Origin of the sequence: Kitasatospora azatica KCTC 9699 (assembly GCF_000744785.1) — a bacterium.
GTDB classification, from domain to species: domain Bacteria; phylum Actinomycetota; class Actinomycetes; order Streptomycetales; family Streptomycetaceae; genus Kitasatospora; species Kitasatospora azatica.
The window spans coordinates 3,439,552-3,457,160 of record NZ_JQMO01000003.1 but is presented as its reverse complement, the minus strand read 5'-3'; the positions used below and the strand labels follow the sequence as shown (position 1 = coordinate 3,457,160).

Here is a 17,609-nt window from a genome sequence, read left to right as displayed (position 1 = left end):
GGTGACGGGACCGGACACAAAACAGGACCATTCGGCTGACGGGGACCACCCGGACGGTGGAGCATAGGATGGCTCTGGCACCTGCCAGCCCGCCGCACTCGGAGGGTCGATGACCCGACGCCGCCCCACCCGCCACGCGAGCGCGGATGATCTGCTGACCGAACTCGGTCGGCTCACCGCGCAGGCCCTGGAGCGGGCGGAGCTGCAGCAGGCCCGGGTCGAACTGGCCGAGGCGCTGCAGCGCGAGCTGCTGCCGGCCGCCCTGCCCCAGCTGCCCGGACTGCGCTCGGCCGCCCGCTATGCGCCCGCCCGGCACGGGCTGAACATCGGCGGCGACTGGTACGACGGTTTCCAGCTCCCGGACGGCTCGCTCGCCTTCTCGCTGGGCGACGTCCAGGGCCATGACGTCGAGGCGGCCGCCTTCATGGGACAGGTCCGCGTGGGTCTGCGCGCGGTGGCCGCCACCGCCGCCGACCCGGGCGAGGTGCTCAGCCGGGCCAACGAGCTGCTGCTCTCGCTGGACACCCGGCTCTTCGCCACCTGCAGTTTCCTGCGCTACGACCCGCAGACCAGGGAGCTGGCGCACGCCCGGGCCGGCCACGTCCCGCCGATCTGGGCCTCCGAGGAGGGCGGCTGGGGCTTCTGCGAGGACGACGGCGGCCTGCCGCTCGGTGTGCTGCCCGGCGAGAAGTACCCGGTGACCCGTCGGCGGCTGACCGGCTCGGGCGCGTTCGTGCTGGTCACGGACGGGGTGATCGAGGGCCCGAAGTTCCCGATAGAGGCCGGTCTCGAGCAGGTCGCACGCGTGGTGCGGGCCGGCTCGGGGGCCGACCCGGCCGAGCTGGCCGCCGCCGTGCTCACCGTGGCCGACCTGACCGGGCACACCGACGACGCCGCGGTCCTGGTCCTGCGCCACGACGAGTAGGTCCCACGACACCGAACGGCACCGAACAGCACGGCACGGCGCGGCACGGCGCGGCGCGGCGCGGCACGGCACGGCACGGCGCGGCACGGCGCGGCTCGACACGGCACGGCGCGGCTCGACACCGCGCGACACCCCCGACACGCCCCCGCGCGTGTCGCGCCGGGCACGACGGCCGATACGTTGACTGCGTGCCGCTCACTGCCGTGCTACGCCCCCCGGACCTGCGCCGACTTTCCGTCCTCGGCCTGCAAATCCTCGCGGTCGCTGCCGTGTACCTCGCCGCCGGCCGGATCGGCCTGCTGCAGCAGGTGGTGGTCGCCGGCGCGAAGGTCACTCCGCTCTGGCCGCCCACCGGCATCGCGGTCACCTGCCTGCTACTGCTCGGGCTCGGCGTCTGGCCTGGCATCGCACTCGGCGCCTTCCTGGTGATCGCCACGATCGGCCCGGTCCACCCCTCCTCGATCGGCATCATCGGCGGGAACACCCTGGCCCCGCTCGCCGCCTGCCTGATACTCCGCCGGGTCGGTTTCCGGATCGAACTGGACCGGCTGCGGGACGGGTTGGCGCTGGTCTTCCTCGGCGCGCTGGGCGGGATGCTGATCAGCGCGACCATCGGCACCTGCGTGCTGGTCTGGGACGGCTCGCTGCCGCTGCACAGCTTCTGGTCGACCTGGTCGGCCTGGTGGACGGGCGACGCGATGGGCGTGCTGGTCTTCACTCCGCTGCTGCTCGCGCTGCGGATCGCCCGGATGCCCGAGGACCCCGGCGCGTTCGACTGGGTCGAGCCGTTGTTGCTGCTGGCCGTGACGGCCGGCGTGACCGTGGTCGCCACCTCGACCCACCTCAGCCTGCTCTTCCTGGTCTTCCCGGTGCTGATCTGGGCCGCGCTGAGGTACCAGATGATCGGGGCGGCCCCGTGCGTGCTGCTGGTCTCGGTGCTCACCGTCGCGGCCGCCCGGGACCACACCGGGCCGTTCGACAACCAGGGGCTGGTGGCGGAGATGGTCGTGCTGCAGGCACTCAACGGCTGCGCCGCACTCACCGGGCTGCTGCTCTCCGCGATCATCGCCGAGCAGAAGAGCACCTACAACAGGATCGAGCAGGCCTGTCTGGGGCTGGCCGAGGTGGTGGCCCGGCTGGCCCCGGGCGAGCCGGCCGCCCAGTGGCCGCCGCCCCCGGAGGACGGCGACCGCGACCAGTGACCACGATCAGTGACAACCCCCGGCCGACTACCGCTGCTCGGCGCTGAGCAGGATCGGATTGGTGAGCGCCGCCATCGGCCCCCAGGGCAGCGCCGGGCCCATCGCGTTGCCCTTGCCCGGGGTGCCGTCGGCCAGCGGGTGGCGGACCTCCGCCCGGACGTAGCCGGCCAGCGAGGCCGTGGTGCGCCAGCTGACGGTGCCGGCTCCGGCGGCGGGCAGCGACTCCTGGTGCAGCTGGCCCTCGTCGGTGATGAACCGCACCGTGCCGTTCGGCACACCGGAGACCGTCAGCCGCACATCCACCGGCGCGTCGGCCGGCAGCGTCAGCCGCTCCCCGATGCCGGCCTGCCGGCCGTGCCCGGTGGCGGTGAACTCCAGTTGCACGGCGGCGGACTCGGCCAGCCAGCTGCGTCCGGAGCGCAGGCCGTCCAGGATCTGGTCCCGGGTCAGGTCCTCGGCCAGCACCACGTTGTGCGGGGAGCCGATCACCTGCGGGACGCTGTGCGCGTCGCTGTTGCCCATGGCCGGCAGCCACGGCCGGCCGGCCCGCAGGTCCTCGGCCAGGTGCGAGTCCCAGGAGTCCACCGCGGACTCGTCGTCGTAGGTCCACGGGCCGTTCCACACCTCGACCAGGTCGGCCCCCTGGTAGCCGAACTTCCACTGGCAGGCGACGTACGGGCAGTACGGGTGGGCGGGCACCACCAGGCCGCCGGAGCGGTGCACCTGGCGGGCGAACCGGGCGAAGGCGTTGTCCCGGGCCCGGTAGCGCCAGTCGACCCACTCGCCCGGCTCCAGGCCGAGCGCCAGCCAGTGGCCGTTGCGGGTGGTGATCTCCTCGCCGGTGATGATCAGCAGGTCGGGGCCGGCCAGCGGGCCCCAGACGGCGTGCGAGGCCGAGGTGTTGTGGTCCGTGGAGACCATGAAGTCCAGGCCGGCCGCCCGCGCTCCGGCGGCCACCTCCTCGGGCAGCCGACGGCCGTCCGAGTAGACGGTGTGCAGGTGGCAGTCACCGCGGTACCAGGCGCGGCCGCGCCCCTTGGCCCGGTCCGCCGGGTAGTTCACCGGCGCGTCCGGACCGGGCTCACCGAACGAGAGGGTCACCTGGACCTGGTAGTCGAGGCCCTGGGGCGCGACCTGGTAGGGGCCCAGCACGATGTGCCAGGTCCCCTCGTTGACCGGGCCCGGCAGGTAGCCGGGGGTGGCCGCGGAGTTGCTGATCGCGAAGGAGGTGCGGAATCCGCCGGACCAGCCGCGGAAGCCGTCGCCGCCGAGTTCGGTGCCGCGCTCGTCGAAGATGCCGATGTCACAGGAGTTGCCCGGGGTGCCGGCGGGGACGGCGGGCTTGTCGTAGCTGTAGGAGACGGCGATCTCCCGGACCCCCTCGGGGACCTCGACGGGCAGGTAGACGAAGTCGGCCACGCCGGTGTCCAGGTGGCCGGTCAAGGTCCTGCTGGTGCTGCCGGGGGTGCCGCCCGGTGTCTCGGCGGCCGCGAAGGAGACCGGTGCCAGGGTCAGCGCGGTGGCCGCGCCGGCCAGCAGACCCCCGCGCAGCAGCGCCCGCCGGTCCGGCGCGGCATGCCGGTCCGCCGACCCGTGCTGCTCCGCCGGCCCATCATGCTCCGGCGGCTCGTGCTGCCCGCAGGTCCCGTTGACGCACATGGTGGTCCCCTCCGCTCCCGCAGGCCGGTCGGCCCGCCCCAGCGCTCCCTTCCCCGCCCGGTGAACCGGCGGGATGGGTCAGGCGGCCGAGGCCCGACCGGCGGGTGAGCGTTGGCCCAAGTCCGAGCCGCCGAGCCCCTCCAGCATCGGGGCTCACCCCTCGAGCAGCGCCCCGAGCCCCGGTGCCGCCTTGGTCGGGGTGAACTCGACCACCTGGTACTCGGCCACCCCGGCGCGGCCGAACGGGTCCTCGGCGAGGATGGCGTCCAACGCCTGGCGGTTGACGGCGCGGGCCAGGATCACGCCCCCGGTGCGGGGCACCTGGCGGCCGGAGGCGAGCAGCGCGCCGGTGGCGTAGTGCCGGTCCAGCCAGGCGACGTGCTCCGGCAGCAGCGCGTCGATGCGGTCCAGCGGTGCGGTGTAGGTGAGGGTGACGGCGAACAAGGAGATCTCCGAGAGCTCGGGGTCAGCGGCGGCCGGCCATGCGTTCCAGGCGGGCGATCCGCTCGCCCATCGGCGGGTGGGTGGAGAACAGTCGGGTGCCCGCCTGGCCTGCGCCGAACGGGCTGGCGATCATCATGTGACTGGCCGTCTGGATCTGCGGCTCGGCCGGCAGCGGCAGCCGCTGGGTGCCGGCTTCCAGCTTGCGCAGCGCACTGGCCAGGGCCAGCGGATCACCGGTGATCCGGGCGCCGTCGGCGTCGGCCTGGTACTCGCGGGAGCGGCTGACGGCCAGTTGGATCAGCGAAGCGGCGAGCGGGCCCAGGATCATGATGGCGAGCATGCCGAAGAGCCCGGGTCCGTCGTCGTCCTCGTCGCGGCCGGACGGGATCAGCCAGGCGAATTGCACCAGGAACATGATCACCGAGGCCAGCGCTCCGGCCACCGACGAGATCAGGATGTCGCGGTTGTAGACGTGGCTGAGTTCATGGCCGATCACACCGCGCAGCTCGCGCTCGTCCAGCAGCCGCAGGATGCCGTCGGTGCAGCAGACGGCGGCGTTGCGCGGGTTGCGGCCGGTGGCGAAGGCGTTCGGTGCCTCGGTCGGGGAGATGTAGAGGCGGGGCATCGGCTGCCGCGCGGAGGTGGAGAGTTCGCGGACGATCCGGTACAGGCCGGGCGCCTCGATCTCGCTGACCGGGCGGGCCCGCATCGCGCGCAGGGCCAGCTTGTCGCTGTTCCAGTAGGCGTAGCCGTTGGTGGCCACAGCAATCAGCAGGCCGATGATCAGTCCGGTCCGCCCGAAGAAGCTGCCGATCACCAGGATCAGTGCCGACAGTCCGCCGAGTAGGACGGCTGTTCTCAGTCCGTTGTGCTGGCGGTGCACGGCGGCCCCTCCAAGTGGTGCGGTGGGAAGCCCTCTGTTCACATCCCTCGTGCATGGTCAACGGAGGAGGTCGGGGCCCGGGTTCCCTTCCTCCCACGTGAGCACGGGTGCCGCAGCCCGGTCGGTCCTAGAAGAGCGAGCCGGAGACCACCTGGAGCACCAGCTGCGGCGCCACCGAGAGGACCACGGCGCCGGCCGCGGTCAGGCCGAGCGTGGTGGCCAGCGGGGCCGGCGTGCGGACCGGAGCCAGCTGCACCGGGGCCGGCGCGAAGAGCTTCGCGGTCCACGCCAGGTAGTAGTACAGAGCGATCACCACATTGGCCGCCATGACCACCGCGAGCCAGCCGAGCCCGGCGTCGATGGCCGCCCGGAAGACCACCACCTTGCCGAAGAGACCGACCACGCCCGGCGGCAGCCCGGCCAGGCAGAGCAGGAAGAAGGCGAGCGCCAGCGCCGCCCAGCGGTCGCGGCTGAACAGGCCCTGGTAGTCGTCCAGCCGGTTGGCCGGGCTGGTCCGGGCCACCAGGGCGGCAACCCCGAAGGCGCCCAGGTTGACCAGGCCGTAGATCAGCGCGTACGCCAGGGTGGCGCCCAGCGGGTGGGCACTGCCCGCGTAGCCGGCGGCGGCCAGCGGGACCAGCAGGTAGCCGGCCTGGGCCACCGAGGACCAGGCGAGCAGCCGCACCGCGCCCTGCGCCGAGTCGGACCGCTGGCGCAGCGCCGCCACATTGCCCGCCGTCATGGTGACGGCCGCCAGCACGGCGAGCAGCAGGCCCCAGATGTGGCCGTACGGGCGCAGGCCGATGCTGGTCACCAGCGCCAGACCGGCGAACCCGGCGGCCTTGCCGACCACCGAGAGGTAGCCGGCGACCGGCAGCGGGGCACCGGCGTAGGTGTCGGGCACCCAGAAGTGGAACGGGACGGCGGCCACCTTGAAGGCGAAGCCGACCAGGGTCAGCATGGCGCCCGCCTCGGCCAGCGGCTTCAGCTGACCGGGCAGGTGCTGCAGGCCGTCCGCGATCGCGGTCAGCTGCAGGCTGCCGGTGGCCGCGTAGACGAAGCCGACGCCGAGCAGCATCACCGCCGTCGAGGTGACCGAGGAGAGGAAGAACTTCAGCGCGGCCTCGCCGCCCTTGGCGTCCCGCTTGAGCGCGACCAGCGCGAAGGAGGGCAGCGAGACCACCTCCAGCGCGATCACCAGGGTGGCCAGGTCGCGGGCGGCGGGCAGCAGGGCGGCCCCGGCGGCGCTGCTGAGCAGCAGGAACCAGTACTCGCCGGCCGGCAGCCGCTGCTCGTCCACGGTGGCCAGCGAGAGCAGCGCGGCGATCAGCGCACCGCCGAGCGCGAGCAGTTGGAAGGCCAGCGCGAAGTGATCGGCGACGTAGGAGCAACCCGAGTCGGTGCAGAAGGTGCTGCGCGGTCGGCCGCCGGTCAGCGGCAGCAGCGCGGCCAGTGCCAGCAGCAGGCCGACGGCGGTCAGCGGACCGAGCAGCCGCTTGCGGCTCTCCGGCAGCAGCAGGTCGGCGAGCAGCACCGCCAGCGCGGCCAGGCCGGCGATCAGCGGCGGGGCGATCGCCACCCAGTCGACGGACTGGATGAGCGCGCCCGGGTGCGACACGGCGAGGTTCACGGTGGGCTGCCCCAGGAGGTGAGTGGCGAGGGTCATCGGTCAGCCCACATCCAGCAGATGCTTGACGACCGGGTCGGACAGGCTCAGCAGCAGCGCCGGCCAGAGCCCGGCCACCAGGGTGAGCGCGGCCAGCGGGGTCCAGCTGACCGCCTCGTACGGGCGCAGCTCGGCCGGCTCGGCGGCGGCACGCTGGGCCGGGTCGCCCATGCAGACCCGGCGAACCACGATCAGCAGGTAGGCGGCGGTCAGCAGGGTGCCGAGACCGGCCAGCACCAGGTACGTGAGGAAGGCCGGGCGGGACAGGCCCGCGGCGGGGTGGAAGGAGCCGAACATCGCCAGCAGCTCGCCCCAGAAGCCGGCCAGCCCGGGCAGGCCGAGGCTGGCCACGGCGGCGAAGGCGAGCAGCGCGCCGAGCCTGGGCGCCCGGCCGTACAGCGCCGCGCCGGTCTCGCCCGACAGGGTGTCGAGGTCGGCGGTCCCGTAACGGTCCTTCAGCGAGCCGACGATGAAGAAGAGCAGGCCGGTGATCAGGCCGTGGGCGATGTTGGCGAAGAGCGCGCCGTTCAGGCCCACCGGGGTCAGCGAGGCGATGCCCAGCAGGACGAAGCCCATGTGGCCGACCGAGGAGTAGGCGATCAGGCGCTTGAGGTCGCCCTTGCGCCCGGGTCGGGCCAGCGCGAGGCAGGCGAGCGAGCCGTAGACGATGCCGACGGCGGCCAGCGCGCCCAGGTACGGGGCGAAGGTGGCGGTGCCGTCCGGCACGATCGGCAGCAGCACCCGGACCAGGCCGTAGGTGCCCATCTTCAGCAGCACACCGGCCAGCAGCACCGAGCCGACGGTCGGCGCCGAGGTGTGGGCGTCGGGCAGCCAGCTGTGCAGCGGCCAGGCCGGTGCCTTGACGGCGAGTCCGAGGCCGATCGCCAGCGCCGCCAGCACCTGGGTGCTGTGCGTCAGGCCCTGGCCGTGGGCGGCGGCCAGCGCCGTCATGTCGAAGGTGCCCGCGTTCAGCCCGACCAGCAGGAAGCCGAGCAGCATCACCGCCGAGCCGAGCAGCGTGTAGAGGATGAACCGGTAGGCCGAGGCCGTCCGGGCGCCGCTGCCCCACCGTGCGATCAGGAAGTACATCGGGATCAGCACGATCTCGAAGGCCAGGAAGAAGAGGATCAGGTCCAGCACCAGGAACGTCGCCAGCATGCCGACTTCGAGCAGCAGGAAGAGCCCGGTGAAGGACCGCGCCGACGGGGTTCCCGCACCGTTCGGCAGCCGCTTGGTGGAGTAGAGCGCGCACAGGAAGGTGAGCAGCGCGGTGAGCACCACCAGCGGCAGCGAGACGCCGTCCACGCCCAGGTGGAAGCGGATGTTCAGGGCCGGGATCCAGCGGACGTCGGTGACGCCCTGCATCCGGCTGGGGTGGGCGTGGTCGAAGCCGGCGGCCAGCGCGACGGCCAGCGCCAGCACCAGTGCGGTGACCACCGCGTTGAAGCGCAGCGCGCGGCGGTCCTGGACCTCGGGGTCGGGGCCGAAGAGGCCGGCCGGGGCCAGCGTGGCGGCCGCGCCGAGCAGCGGGAGCAGCAGCAGCGCGATGAGGAGTGCGTTCATCGGGGGCTCCCGGCCTTCAGAGGCTGACGGAGGGGCACGGGCTGACGGAGGGGCACGGGCTGGCAGAGGAGCACGGGCTGGCGGAGGATCATGCGCCCACCGCCACGAAGACCGCGATCAGCACCACGCCGGCCAGCAGTGCGCTCAGGTAGGTCTGGGCGTTGCCGGTCTGGGCGCGCCGCACCACCCAGCCGAGCAGCCGAGCCGCGCCGCCGGAGCCCTGGACGTAGCCCTCGATCACCTCGCGGTCGAGGAACTTGACCAGCTCGGCGGCGGCCACCGTCGGGCGGACGAAGAGCAGGCTGTACAGCCGGTCGAGCCGGAAGCCGTGCTGGGCCGGGCCGTAGAGCGGGCCGAGCAGGGTGCGGCCGGGGTCGGCCTCCACCACCCGGGCAGGGGCGGCACTGGCGGCCCGGGCGGTGACAGTCCGCCAGGTGGCCCAGCAGATCAGCACGCCGGCCACGGCCAGGCCGGTGCCGATCACCGCGGTGGCCGGCGAGGGGCGCAGTGAGCCGCCGTCCAGCAGCTTGGGCAGCCAGTCGGTGCGCAGGCTCGCGACACCGAAGCCCATCGCCGGGATCGCCAGCACCCAGAGCGGCCAGCGCATCGCGGCGGGCTCGGCGTGGGCGGGGTCGGCCTCGTCCAGCTCGGGCGAGTAGGGCGCGCCCGGTTCGGGGGTCGGCGTCGCGGCGGCGGTCGCGGCCGCCCGACTCGGGAAGGCGAGCAGCCACAGCCGGGTCGCGTAGGCGGCGGTGAGCACCGCGGTCAGCGCGGCGGCGACCAGCACGATCCAGCCGGCCGCCTGCGGCACCGCGTCCGCCGGGCCGACGCCGTTGGTCAGCGCCTCGCCGTTGGCGGCCTTCTCGGCGGCGGTGAACACCGCCTCCTTGCTGAAGAAGCCGGCGAACGGCGGCAGGCCGACCAGCGCGACCAGGCCGATGCCGAGCGTCCAGCGGGCGTCCGGCACCCGGTCGCGCAGTCCGGGCAGCTTGGCCATCGCGGAGAGCGAGTTGGTGTGCGCGGCGTGGATCAGCACGCCGGCGGCCAGGAACAGCAGCGCCTTGAACGCGCCGTGGCTGACCAGGTGGAAGACGGCCGCCTCGCGGTCGCCGCTGGCCAGCGCGCCGGCCATGTAGCCGAGCTGGCCGACGGTGGAGTAGGCGAGCACCCGCTTGATGTCGTCCTGGGCCAGCGCGCACAGGGCCGAGCCGATCATCGTCACGGCGGCCATCACCGACAGCACCACCAGCGCGGCGCCGGAGAGCAGGAAGACCGGCAGCAGCCGGGCCACCAGGTAGATGCCGGCCGCGACCATGGTGGCGGCGTGGATCAGCGCGGAGACCGGGGTCGGGCCGGCCATCGCGTCGGGGAGCCAGGTGTGCAGCGGGAACTGCGCGCTCTTGCCGGCCACGCCGGCGAGCAGCAGCAGGGCGATCAGCGTCGGGTGGTGCAGTCCGCCGTGCGCGGCCGTCTCCAGCACCCCGGAGATCCGGAAGGTGTGGGCGTCCGCGGCCAGCACGAAGATGCCGAACAGGAACGGCACGTCGCCGAGCTTGGTGACCAGGAAGGCCTTGAGCGAGGCGCCCCGGGCGTCCGCGGTCTCCCAGTGGTGGCCGATCAGGAAGTACGAGCAGATGCCCATCACCTCCCAGCCGACCAGCAGCACGATCAGGTCGCCCGAGTAGACCACCAGGAACATCGCGGCGGTGAAGAGCGAGACCAGCGCGGCGTACGACGGGTAGCGCGGGTCGGCCTTGAGGTAGGCGGTGGAGTAGATCTGCACGCAGCTCGCGACCAGGCCGACCAGGACGGTGATCAGCGAGGTGTAGCCGTCCAGGTGGATCGCCAGCGAGATGTCCGGGCCACCGGTGGGGGTGAGCCTGGTGGCGGCGTCCAGGGTCCGGCCGGTGCCCAGCTGCAGCGCGGTGACCAGGGCCAGCACGGCGGCGGCCAGCACCGGCAGGATCGCCAGCGGACGGGTCCAGCCGGGCGCGCGGCGGCCGGTGGCGAAGACGGCGGCAGCACCGAGCGCGGGCAGCGCCGGGACCAGCGCGGGGAGGGCGATGTTCACGAGACGGCCTGGCCCTTCGACGCTTCGTCAGCTGCTCCCGGCTGGGCCGGGACCTCGGCGGCGCGGTCGCCCAGGTCGGTGAGCCGGTCGATGTCGGCGCTGCCCTTGGTCCGGAAGACCAGCAGGACGATGGCCAGGCCCAGACCGATCTCGGCGGCGGCGACGGTGATGGTGAAGAGGGTGAGCGCCTGCCCGGCGTGCAGCGCGTCGCGCAGCCAGGCGTCGAAGGCGACGAGGTTGAGGTTGACGGCGTTGAGCATCAGCTCGACCGACATCAGGACGAGGACGGTGTTGCGCCGGGCGAGCAAGCCGTACACGCCGATGCTGAAGAGCAGCGCGGCGAGGACGGCCGGGTAGGCGAGGTGCATCGGTGGTCAGCGCTCCTGCCGCGTCGTCGAGGCTGTGGTGCTGCGCGGCTTGCCCGCGCGCGGCCTGGCCGTGCTCTTCCCGGTCCGGGAGAGCACGATCGCCCCGACCAGCGCGGCGAGCAGCAGCACCGAGAGCGCCTCGAAGGGCAGCACCCAGTACCGGAACAGGCTTTCGCCGACCGCTGCGGTGCTGCCGCCGCCGGCCCCGAGGTCGATCCAGGAGGTCCGGAAGGCGTCCACCACCAGGGTCACCAGGGTGCCGGCGGCGGCCAGCGCGACCCCCAGGGCGACCCAGCGGTTCTTGGAGTCGGCGTCCGGCGAGCGGCCGATCGGCGCCTTGGTGAGCATCAGACCGAAGAGCACCAGGACGACCACCGAGCCGAGGTAGATCAGTACCTGCACCCAAGCCACGAACTCGGCGGTGAGCAGCAGGAACTCGACGGCCAGGCCGCCGAGCGCGACCACCAGCCAGAGTGCGGCGTGCACCAGCTGCTTGGTGGTCACCGAGACCACGGCGGCGCCCAGCACGGCGAGGCCGACCAGGACGAAGACGATCTCCACGCCGGTCGGCGAGAGGAAGCCACGGGTGGCGGGCGCGAGCGGCCCGGTGGCGGCGAGCAACAGCGGACTCACGAGGCCTCACCCGCCGCGGCGGCGAGCTTCTCGGCGGCCTTGCGGGCGGCGGCGATCTCCTTGGGCTCCTCGGCGGCCGGGTCCAGGGCCGGCGGGGCCGGCACCGTCCACATCCACTCGCGCAGCTTGTCCCGCTCGTGGGTCAGCTCCAGGATGTCGGTCTCGGCGTACTCGAACTCCGGCGACCAGAAGAGCGCGTCGAACGGGCAGACCTCGATGCAGATCCCGCAGTACATGCAGAGCGAGAAGTCGATTGCGAAGCGGTCCAGCACATTGCGGGTCCGCGCCCGGGCATTCGGGTCGACCGCCGGCAGCGTCTCCTTGTGCGAGTCGATGTAGATGCACCAGTCCGGGCACTCGCGGGCGCAGAGCATGCAGACCGTGCAGTTCTCCTCGAGCAGCCCGATCACGCCGCGGCTGCGCGGCGGCAGCTGCGGCTGCACCTCGGGGTACTGCGCGGTGACGGTCTTCTTCGTCATCGTCCGCAGGGTGACGGCGAGGCCCTTGGCCAGGCCGGAGCCGGGGAGGTTCACTGGGAGATCGCCACCTTGATGATGCCGGTGAGGGCGAGCTGGACGAGCGCGAGCGGGACCAGGCCGGTCCAGGCGAAGCGCATCAGCTGGTCCTCGCGCAACCGCGGGAAGGTGACCCGGGCCCAGATCACCACGAAGGCCAGCGCGAAGGTCTTCAGCAGCGTCCAGAGCCAGCCGAGGCTGTCCGGCATCGGGCCGTGCCAGCCGCCGAGGAAGAGCACCGTGGTCAGCGCGCAGATGACCAGGATGCCCGCGAACTCGGAGAGCAGGAAGAACGCGAAGCGCAGGCCGGTGTACTCGGTGTAGGCGCCGAAGATGATCTCGGAGTCGGCCACCGGCATGTCGAACGGCGGCCGCTGCAGCTCGGCCAGGCCGGCCGTGAAGAAGACGAAGGCGCCGATCGCCTGCCACGGGATCCACCACCAGTGGAAGGCGTGCACGATCCCGGTCAGCGACAGGGTGCCGGCCGCCATCGCCACGGAGGCGGCGGCGAGCACCATCGGCAGCTCGTAGGACATCAGCTGGGCCGCCGTGCGCAGGCCGCCGAGCAGCGAGAACTTGTTCGCCGAGGCCCAGCCGGCCATCAGCTTGCCGATCACTCCGACGCCCATCACGGCGAGCACGAAGAACAGACCGGCGTCGATCGCCTGGCCGACGAAACCGTTCGGCCCGACCGGGACGGCGAGCAGCACGAAGAGGTACGGCAGCAGCGAGACGGCCGGCGCGAGCTGGAAGACGCGTCGGTCGGCGCCGGCCGGGACGATGTCCTCCTTCTGCGCGAACTTGACGCCGTCGGCCACCAGCTGGGCCCAGCCGTGGAAGCCGCCCGCGTACATCGGGCCGAGCCGGCCCTGCATGTGGGCCATCACCTTGTGCTCGGTCTGGCCGATGATCAGCGGGAAGGTCAGGAAGACCACCAGCGCGCCGACGCAGCGCAGCAGCGTGTCGAGCAGGTTCACGCGCTGTCTCCGTCCTGGGGGGCTGATGGGGTGTCGGTGTCGGGCGCTTCGGGCGTCGGACCGGCCGGCTTCCGGGGCTCGGAAGGCTCGGCAGGTGTCTCGTGGGCCGGCACCGGTGAGTGCCACGGGGCGTCCGAGCTCTGGGTCCGGGCCACGGTGGGCGGCTCTGCAGCCGGCGCCGGCGTGGGCGCGGTCTGGCTGGTCGAGCCCTCGGTGATGCTCCGGGTGCGCCGCGGCCGGTCGGCCCGCACCGGCGGCGCGCCCTCCGCGCCGGCAGCACCAGCACCCGCAGCCGCAGCCCGGGCCCCGCGCGCGGCGCCGCGGGCAGGCCGCTCGGCCACCGGCGGCAGGGTGCCCTTCAACGGCCCCCACTCGTTCGGGTCGGGCACCCCGGCCGGCTGCATCTTGCGCCGGGCCGGCCCGTCCCCGTGGTCGCTCTCGCCCGGCTCCTTGGCGCCGGGCCAGGCCTTGGCCACCCGCGCGGCGAGTACGAACTCCTTGCGCAGCGGGTACCCCTCGAAGCCTTCGGGCAGCAGCAGCGGCGCGAGGTGCGGGTGGCCGGTGAAGTCGATCCCGAACATCTCGTGCGTCTCGCGCTCGTGCCAGCCGGCTCCGGCGTACACGCCGGCGGCGGTCGGCAGCGCGGCCCCCGCGCGCGGCACCCGGGTGCGCAGCAGCACCCGGCGCACCGCGCCGGGCCCGCCGACGTCCGCCAGGTGGACGCAGACCGAGAAGCCCTCGGCGAGCTCGTCCACCGCGCTCAGCCAGTCGAAGAAGCCCAGCCCGAGGCCGTCGCGAGCGGCCGTCAGCGCCTCGATCCAGTGCTCGGCGGGCACGTCGACGGTCAGCAGCTCGTAGGCCTCGGCGGCGCTCGCCCAGGGGCCGATCGCGGCGGCGGTCTGCTCGGCGGTCAGCGGTGCGGTCACTGTGCACCCCCGGGGCCGGGCAGCAGCGGGCGGCGCAGCGCACCGGTCGACGGACCGGTGTAGCGCTCGGGCAGCGACTCGGCGGCGATCTTCTCCTGCAGCTTGAGGATGCCCTGCAGCAGCGCCTCGGGCCGCGGCGGGCAGCCGGGCACGTAGACGTCGACCGGGATGATCTGGTCCACGCCCTTGGTGACCGAGTAGGAGTCCCAGTACGGGCCGCCCGAGTTGGAGCAGGCGCCGAAGGAGATCACGTACTTCGGCTCCGGCATCTGCTCGTAGAGCCGCTTGACGGCCGGGGCCATCTTGTCCGTCACGGTGCCCGAGACGATCATCAGGTCGGCCTGCCGAGGGCCGGGCGCGAACGGGATCACGCCCATCCGGATGAAGTCGTGCTTGGCCATCGAGGCCGCGATGAACTCGATCGCGCAGCAGGCCAGGCCGAAGTTGAAGCACCAGAGGCTGTAGCGGCGCCCCCAGTTGAGCACCACCTTGACCGGGTCCGGGGCGAGCCGGGCCAGCGGGCCGAGCCGACGCTGCTCCAGCGCGCCGGGGCCGGGGTTGCCCGGGTCCGGCAGGCCGAGCTGGACGGGTCCGCCGGCACCGTGCGAGTGGGTCACGTCCATTCCAGAACGCCCTTCTTCCAGGCGTAGAGCAGCCCGACCGCGAGGAAGCCGAGGAAGATGAACATCTCCACCAGCGTGGCCATGCCGTACCCCGCGGCGGCGAACACGGTCGCCCACGGGAAGAGGTAGATCGCGTCGACCGCGAAGATCACATAGAGGAAGGCGTAGATGTAGTAGCGGACCTGGGTGTGCGCCCAGCCCTCACCGACCGGGTCCACCCCGCACTCGTAGGTGAGCAGCTTCTCCGGCGAGTAGATCGCCGGGCGCAACAGCCGGTTGGCGGTGAACGACACCGCGACGAAGAGCACGCCGACCACTGCGAGCAGACCCACCGCGGCGTAGGCGTTGAAGTAGCCACTGCCCAGCGCGGGGTCGGCCGCGAGGGTTGCGGCCCAGGGCCCCTCCATGCGTTCGCCTCCAGCAGGTTTTACACATCCATAACCTCGTTATGGCGTGAGTCTAAGACCACCGCTGTCCCACCCGGCACCCCTGCCCGACCCGCAAGACACCTGGTGGACACCTAGGGGGGTGGGGTTAACCCCCGCAGAAGAGTGGGCCCACCCCCAGTGCACAGGGCGATCGGCACCCGCCAAGCTTGGTATCGCCAGCCTCCCGAGCCACCGCCTGCCGACCGACCGCCCACCGCCTGCCGACCGACCGCCCACCGCCTGCCGACCGCCTGCCCACCGCCTGCCGACCGACCGCCCACCGCCTGCCGACCGACTGCCCGCCGATTGTTAGGGGACCGCACCCGATGAAAGCCCGGCCGCTCTACGGCGCTCAGATGTGGCGCGAGGTCCGTCACCACCTGGTCGGACTGCCCTTCGGCATCGCCACCTTCGTCTTCACCGTGGTCACGCTCTCGGTCGGCGCGGCGCTGAGCGTCACCGTGGTCGGGCTGCCGCTGCTCGCCCTCGGGCTGCGCGGGTCCCGCCGGCTGGGCGCGCTGTCCCGGCGCCGGGCCCGGGCCAGCCTGGCGGCCCAGGTCGAGGAGCCCGAGCCGTTGGCACCGGCTCGGCCCGGCACCACCGCCATGGTGCTCGCCACCCTGGCCGACGGGCTCAGCTGGCGCTCCGCGCTGTACTGCGTGCTGATACTCCCCTGGGGCGTGATCACCTTCACCGTCACCCTGGTCTTCCTGATCATCGGCTGGCCGCTGCTGCCGTTCGTGGTCCGGTACCTGGCGGTGGCCCACCGGCTGCTGGTGGAGCTGCTGCTCTGCCCCAACGCGCTCTCGGTCCGGGTGCGCGAGCTGGAGGACGACCGCGGCGCGGTGGTCGACACCGCCGCCGCCGACCTGCGCCGGATCGAGCGCGACCTGCACGACGGCGCCCAGGCCCGGCTGGTGGCGCTGGCCATGGACCTCGGCCTGGCCAAGGAGAAGCTGCTGGACACCGAGCTGACCGCGGAGCAGGCCTCGGCCGCCAAGATGGTGGACGCCGCGCACGGCGAGGTGAAGCTGGCCCTGCAGGAGCTGCGCGACCTGGCTCGGGGCATCCACCCGGCGGTGCTGACCGACCGCGGGCTGGACGCCGCGCTCTCCGCGGTGGCCGCCCGCTGCACCGTGCCCGGCGGGGTCACCGTCCGGGTGGACCTCTCCGGCCCCGACGGCAGCACCGAGCGGCCGGACTCCGCGGTCGAGGGGATCGCCTACTTCACCGTCAGCGAGCTGCTCACCAACACCTCCAAGCACGCCGGCGCCCGCTCCGCCACGGTGGACGCCTGGCGCTCCGCCGACCGTCTGATGCTGCAGATCGCGGACGACGGACGGGGCGGGGCCACCGCGCCCGGCGGCGGGTTCCGCCCGGGCGGCGGGCTGGCCGGTCTGGCCGAGCGGGTGCGGGCGGTGGACGGGGTCTTCCTGGTGGAGAGCCCCGAGGGCGGGCCCACCACGGTGACCGTCGAACTGCCCTGGCGCACCCGCACCGCCCGGGCCGTCACCGGCTAGCCGGCGCCATCACGGCGCGCCCGGTACGACGGTCCGGTGGCGGCAGACCCTTGCGCGGTGCGCCGCCACCGGACCTGCTCTGGTCGGCTCCCCGACGCGGGGTCAGGGGCCGAGCGTCCCCAGGGTCACGTCGGCGGTCTTGGTCTGGCCGCCGCGGTCATAGGTGACTGTGGTCTTGCTGCCCGGCGAGAGCGAGGCGAGCGCGGTGGTCAGCGAGCTGAGCGAGGTGACCGGGGTGTCGCCCACCTTGGTGATCACGTCCCCGGCCTGCAGTCCGGCCGAGGCGGCCGGGCCGTTCGGGGTGGTGCCGACGATCAGCACACCGGCCGGCTTGTAGTCGCTGCCGTAGAAGGTCCGGGCGCTGATGCCCAGGGCGGCTCGGCCCGAGTTGGTGACCTTGCCGTCCTTGATCAGCTGGTCGGCGATGCTGGTGATGGTGGCGCTCGGGATCGCGAAGCCGATCCCCGGGGCGGCGCTGCCGTTGGTCTCCTGGTCGACCGCGGCCAGCGTGTTGATGCCGATCACCTGGCTGGACAGGTTGACCAGGGCGCCGCCGCTGTTGCCGGGGTTGATCGCGGCCGAGGTCTGCACCATGTTGCCGATGGTGGCGCCGGGCGAGTCGGTGCTCTTCGGCTCGGTGACGGTCCGCCCGGTGGCCGAGACGATGCCCTGGGTGACGCTGCTGGACAGGCCCAGCGGGCTGCCCATGGCCAGGGTGATCTGACCGACCTCGACCTTGCCGCTGTCCCCGAAGGCGGCCGGCTTGAGGCCGCCGGGCGGGCTGGACAGCTTGATCACCGCGAGGTCCGAGTCGGGGTAGCTGCCGACCAGGGTGGCGTCCAGCAGCGTGGTGCTGTTGGCCAGGCTGACCTGGAAGGTGCTGGCCGTGCCGACCACGTGGGCGTTGGTGATGATGTCGCCCTTGCCGTCGTAGATGATCCCCGAGCCGAGCCCCGAGGCGGTGGTGATCTGCACCACCGAGGGCAGCACATTGGCGATCACCCGCTGGTAGTCGTCCTGCAGCGAGTTGCTGACACTGGGCGAGGCGGTGGCGACCGCGGCGCCGGCGGTGGTGGACGAGGAGGACGAGGACCTGCTGCCGCTGGTGCAGCCGCTCACCGTGAGCGCGGCCGCGAGCAGCGCCGTGCCGGGCAGCAGCAGCCCACCGAAGGCCTTGGGCCCGGTTGGACGGGGACCGGCCGGGAG

17 protein-coding genes are annotated in these 17,609 nt (G+C 73.1%); 3 read left to right on the top strand and 14 right to left on the bottom strand.

All coding sequences use genetic code 11. The annotated features are described in order from the left end of the window. The first annotated feature begins 109 nt into the window (after positions 1-109). Positions 110-925: a PP2C family protein-serine/threonine phosphatase gene (locus BR98_RS26010; RefSeq protein WP_035848056.1), complete on the top strand. Its 816-nt coding sequence runs from the start codon at positions 110-112 to the stop codon at positions 923-925. A 203-nt stretch (positions 926-1,128) separates the two neighbouring features. Further along, complete coding sequence (locus BR98_RS26005) at positions 1,129-2,127, top strand: MASE1 domain-containing protein (RefSeq protein ID WP_051971177.1); 999 nt, start codon at positions 1,129-1,131, stop codon at positions 2,125-2,127. Positions 2,128-2,154: 27 nt separating this feature from the next. Here the strand turns inward: BR98_RS26005 and BR98_RS26000 are convergent, their stop codons facing one another. The 13 genes from BR98_RS26000 to BR98_RS25940 all read right to left on the bottom strand — a co-directional run bounded on the left by BR98_RS26000 (position 2,155) and on the right by BR98_RS25940 (position 14,862). Then, positions 2,155-3,786, bottom strand: a complete 1,632-nt coding sequence (locus BR98_RS26000; protein ID WP_198042282.1) for a CehA/McbA family metallohydrolase — start codon at positions 3,784-3,786, stop codon at positions 2,155-2,157. Positions 3,787-3,939: 153 nt separating this feature from the next. Continuing rightward, positions 3,940-4,230, bottom strand: coding sequence for a YciI family protein (locus BR98_RS25995; RefSeq protein WP_035848054.1), 291 nt, complete (start codon positions 4,228-4,230; stop codon positions 3,940-3,942). A gap of 22 nt (positions 4,231-4,252) precedes the next feature. Further along, a complete protein-coding gene (gene htpX / locus BR98_RS25990) occupies positions 4,253-5,113 on the bottom strand; it encodes a zinc metalloprotease HtpX (RefSeq protein ID WP_035848052.1) in 861 nt (286 codons plus the stop codon). Positions 5,114-5,240: 127 nt separating this feature from the next. After that, positions 5,241-6,779: an NADH-quinone oxidoreductase subunit N gene (locus BR98_RS25985; protein WP_083976987.1), complete on the bottom strand. Its 1,539-nt coding sequence runs from the start codon at positions 6,777-6,779 to the stop codon at positions 5,241-5,243. A 3-nt stretch (positions 6,780-6,782) separates the two neighbouring features. Beyond that, a complete protein-coding gene (locus BR98_RS25980) occupies positions 6,783-8,342 on the bottom strand; it encodes a complex I subunit 4 family protein (protein WP_035848050.1) in 1,560 nt (519 codons plus the stop codon). Positions 8,343-8,430: 88 nt separating this feature from the next. Then, entirely contained in the window at positions 8,431-10,413 is a 1,983-nt protein-coding gene (locus BR98_RS25975) for an NADH-quinone oxidoreductase subunit 5 family protein (protein ID WP_035848047.1), read from the bottom strand. Next, on the bottom strand, positions 10,410-10,781 hold the full coding sequence (nuoK, locus tag BR98_RS25970; RefSeq protein WP_035848045.1) for an NADH-quinone oxidoreductase subunit NuoK: 372 nt from the start codon (positions 10,779-10,781) through the stop codon (positions 10,410-10,412). Before nuoK ends, BR98_RS25975 begins: the two co-directional genes overlap by 4 nt. 6 nt (positions 10,782-10,787) lie before the next feature. Continuing rightward, complete coding sequence (locus tag BR98_RS25965; protein WP_051970224.1) at positions 10,788-11,414, bottom strand: NADH-quinone oxidoreductase subunit J family protein; 627 nt, start codon at positions 11,412-11,414, stop codon at positions 10,788-10,790. Beyond that, the gene (locus BR98_RS25960; protein ID WP_051971175.1) at positions 11,411-11,893 is read right to left on the bottom strand and encodes a 4Fe-4S binding protein; all 483 of its coding nucleotides are present in this window, start codon (positions 11,891-11,893) and stop codon (positions 11,411-11,413) included. Before BR98_RS25960 ends, BR98_RS25965 begins: the two co-directional genes overlap by 4 nt. 50 nt (positions 11,894-11,943) lie before the next feature. Further along, positions 11,944-12,900: a complex I subunit 1/NuoH family protein gene (locus BR98_RS25955; protein WP_035853947.1), complete on the bottom strand. Its 957-nt coding sequence runs from the start codon at positions 12,898-12,900 to the stop codon at positions 11,944-11,946. A 2-nt stretch (positions 12,901-12,902) separates the two neighbouring features. Continuing rightward, on the bottom strand, positions 12,903-13,832 hold the full coding sequence (locus BR98_RS25950; RefSeq protein ID WP_051970223.1) for an NADH-quinone oxidoreductase subunit C: 930 nt from the start codon (positions 13,830-13,832) through the stop codon (positions 12,903-12,905). Further along, a complete protein-coding gene (locus BR98_RS25945) occupies positions 13,829-14,455 on the bottom strand; it encodes an NADH-quinone oxidoreductase subunit B (protein WP_035848041.1) in 627 nt (208 codons plus the stop codon). Before BR98_RS25945 ends, BR98_RS25950 begins: the two co-directional genes overlap by 4 nt. Further along, the gene (locus BR98_RS25940; protein WP_035848039.1) at positions 14,446-14,862 is read right to left on the bottom strand and encodes an NADH-quinone oxidoreductase subunit A; all 417 of its coding nucleotides are present in this window, start codon (positions 14,860-14,862) and stop codon (positions 14,446-14,448) included. The genes BR98_RS25945 and BR98_RS25940 overlap by 10 nt, the downstream gene beginning before the upstream one ends. A 347-nt stretch (positions 14,863-15,209) precedes the next feature. On the opposite strand from BR98_RS25940, the gene BR98_RS25935 reads away from it, so the two are divergent. Next, positions 15,210-16,403: a sensor histidine kinase gene (locus BR98_RS25935; protein ID WP_051970222.1), complete on the top strand. Its 1,194-nt coding sequence runs from the start codon at positions 15,210-15,212 to the stop codon at positions 16,401-16,403. A 102-nt stretch (positions 16,404-16,505) separates the two neighbouring features. Here the strand turns inward: BR98_RS25935 and BR98_RS25930 are convergent, their stop codons facing one another. Continuing rightward, positions 16,506-17,564, bottom strand: a complete 1,059-nt coding sequence (locus tag BR98_RS25930; RefSeq protein ID WP_035853944.1) for a S1C family serine protease — start codon at positions 17,562-17,564, stop codon at positions 16,506-16,508. Positions 17,565-17,609 lie beyond the last annotated feature (45 nt).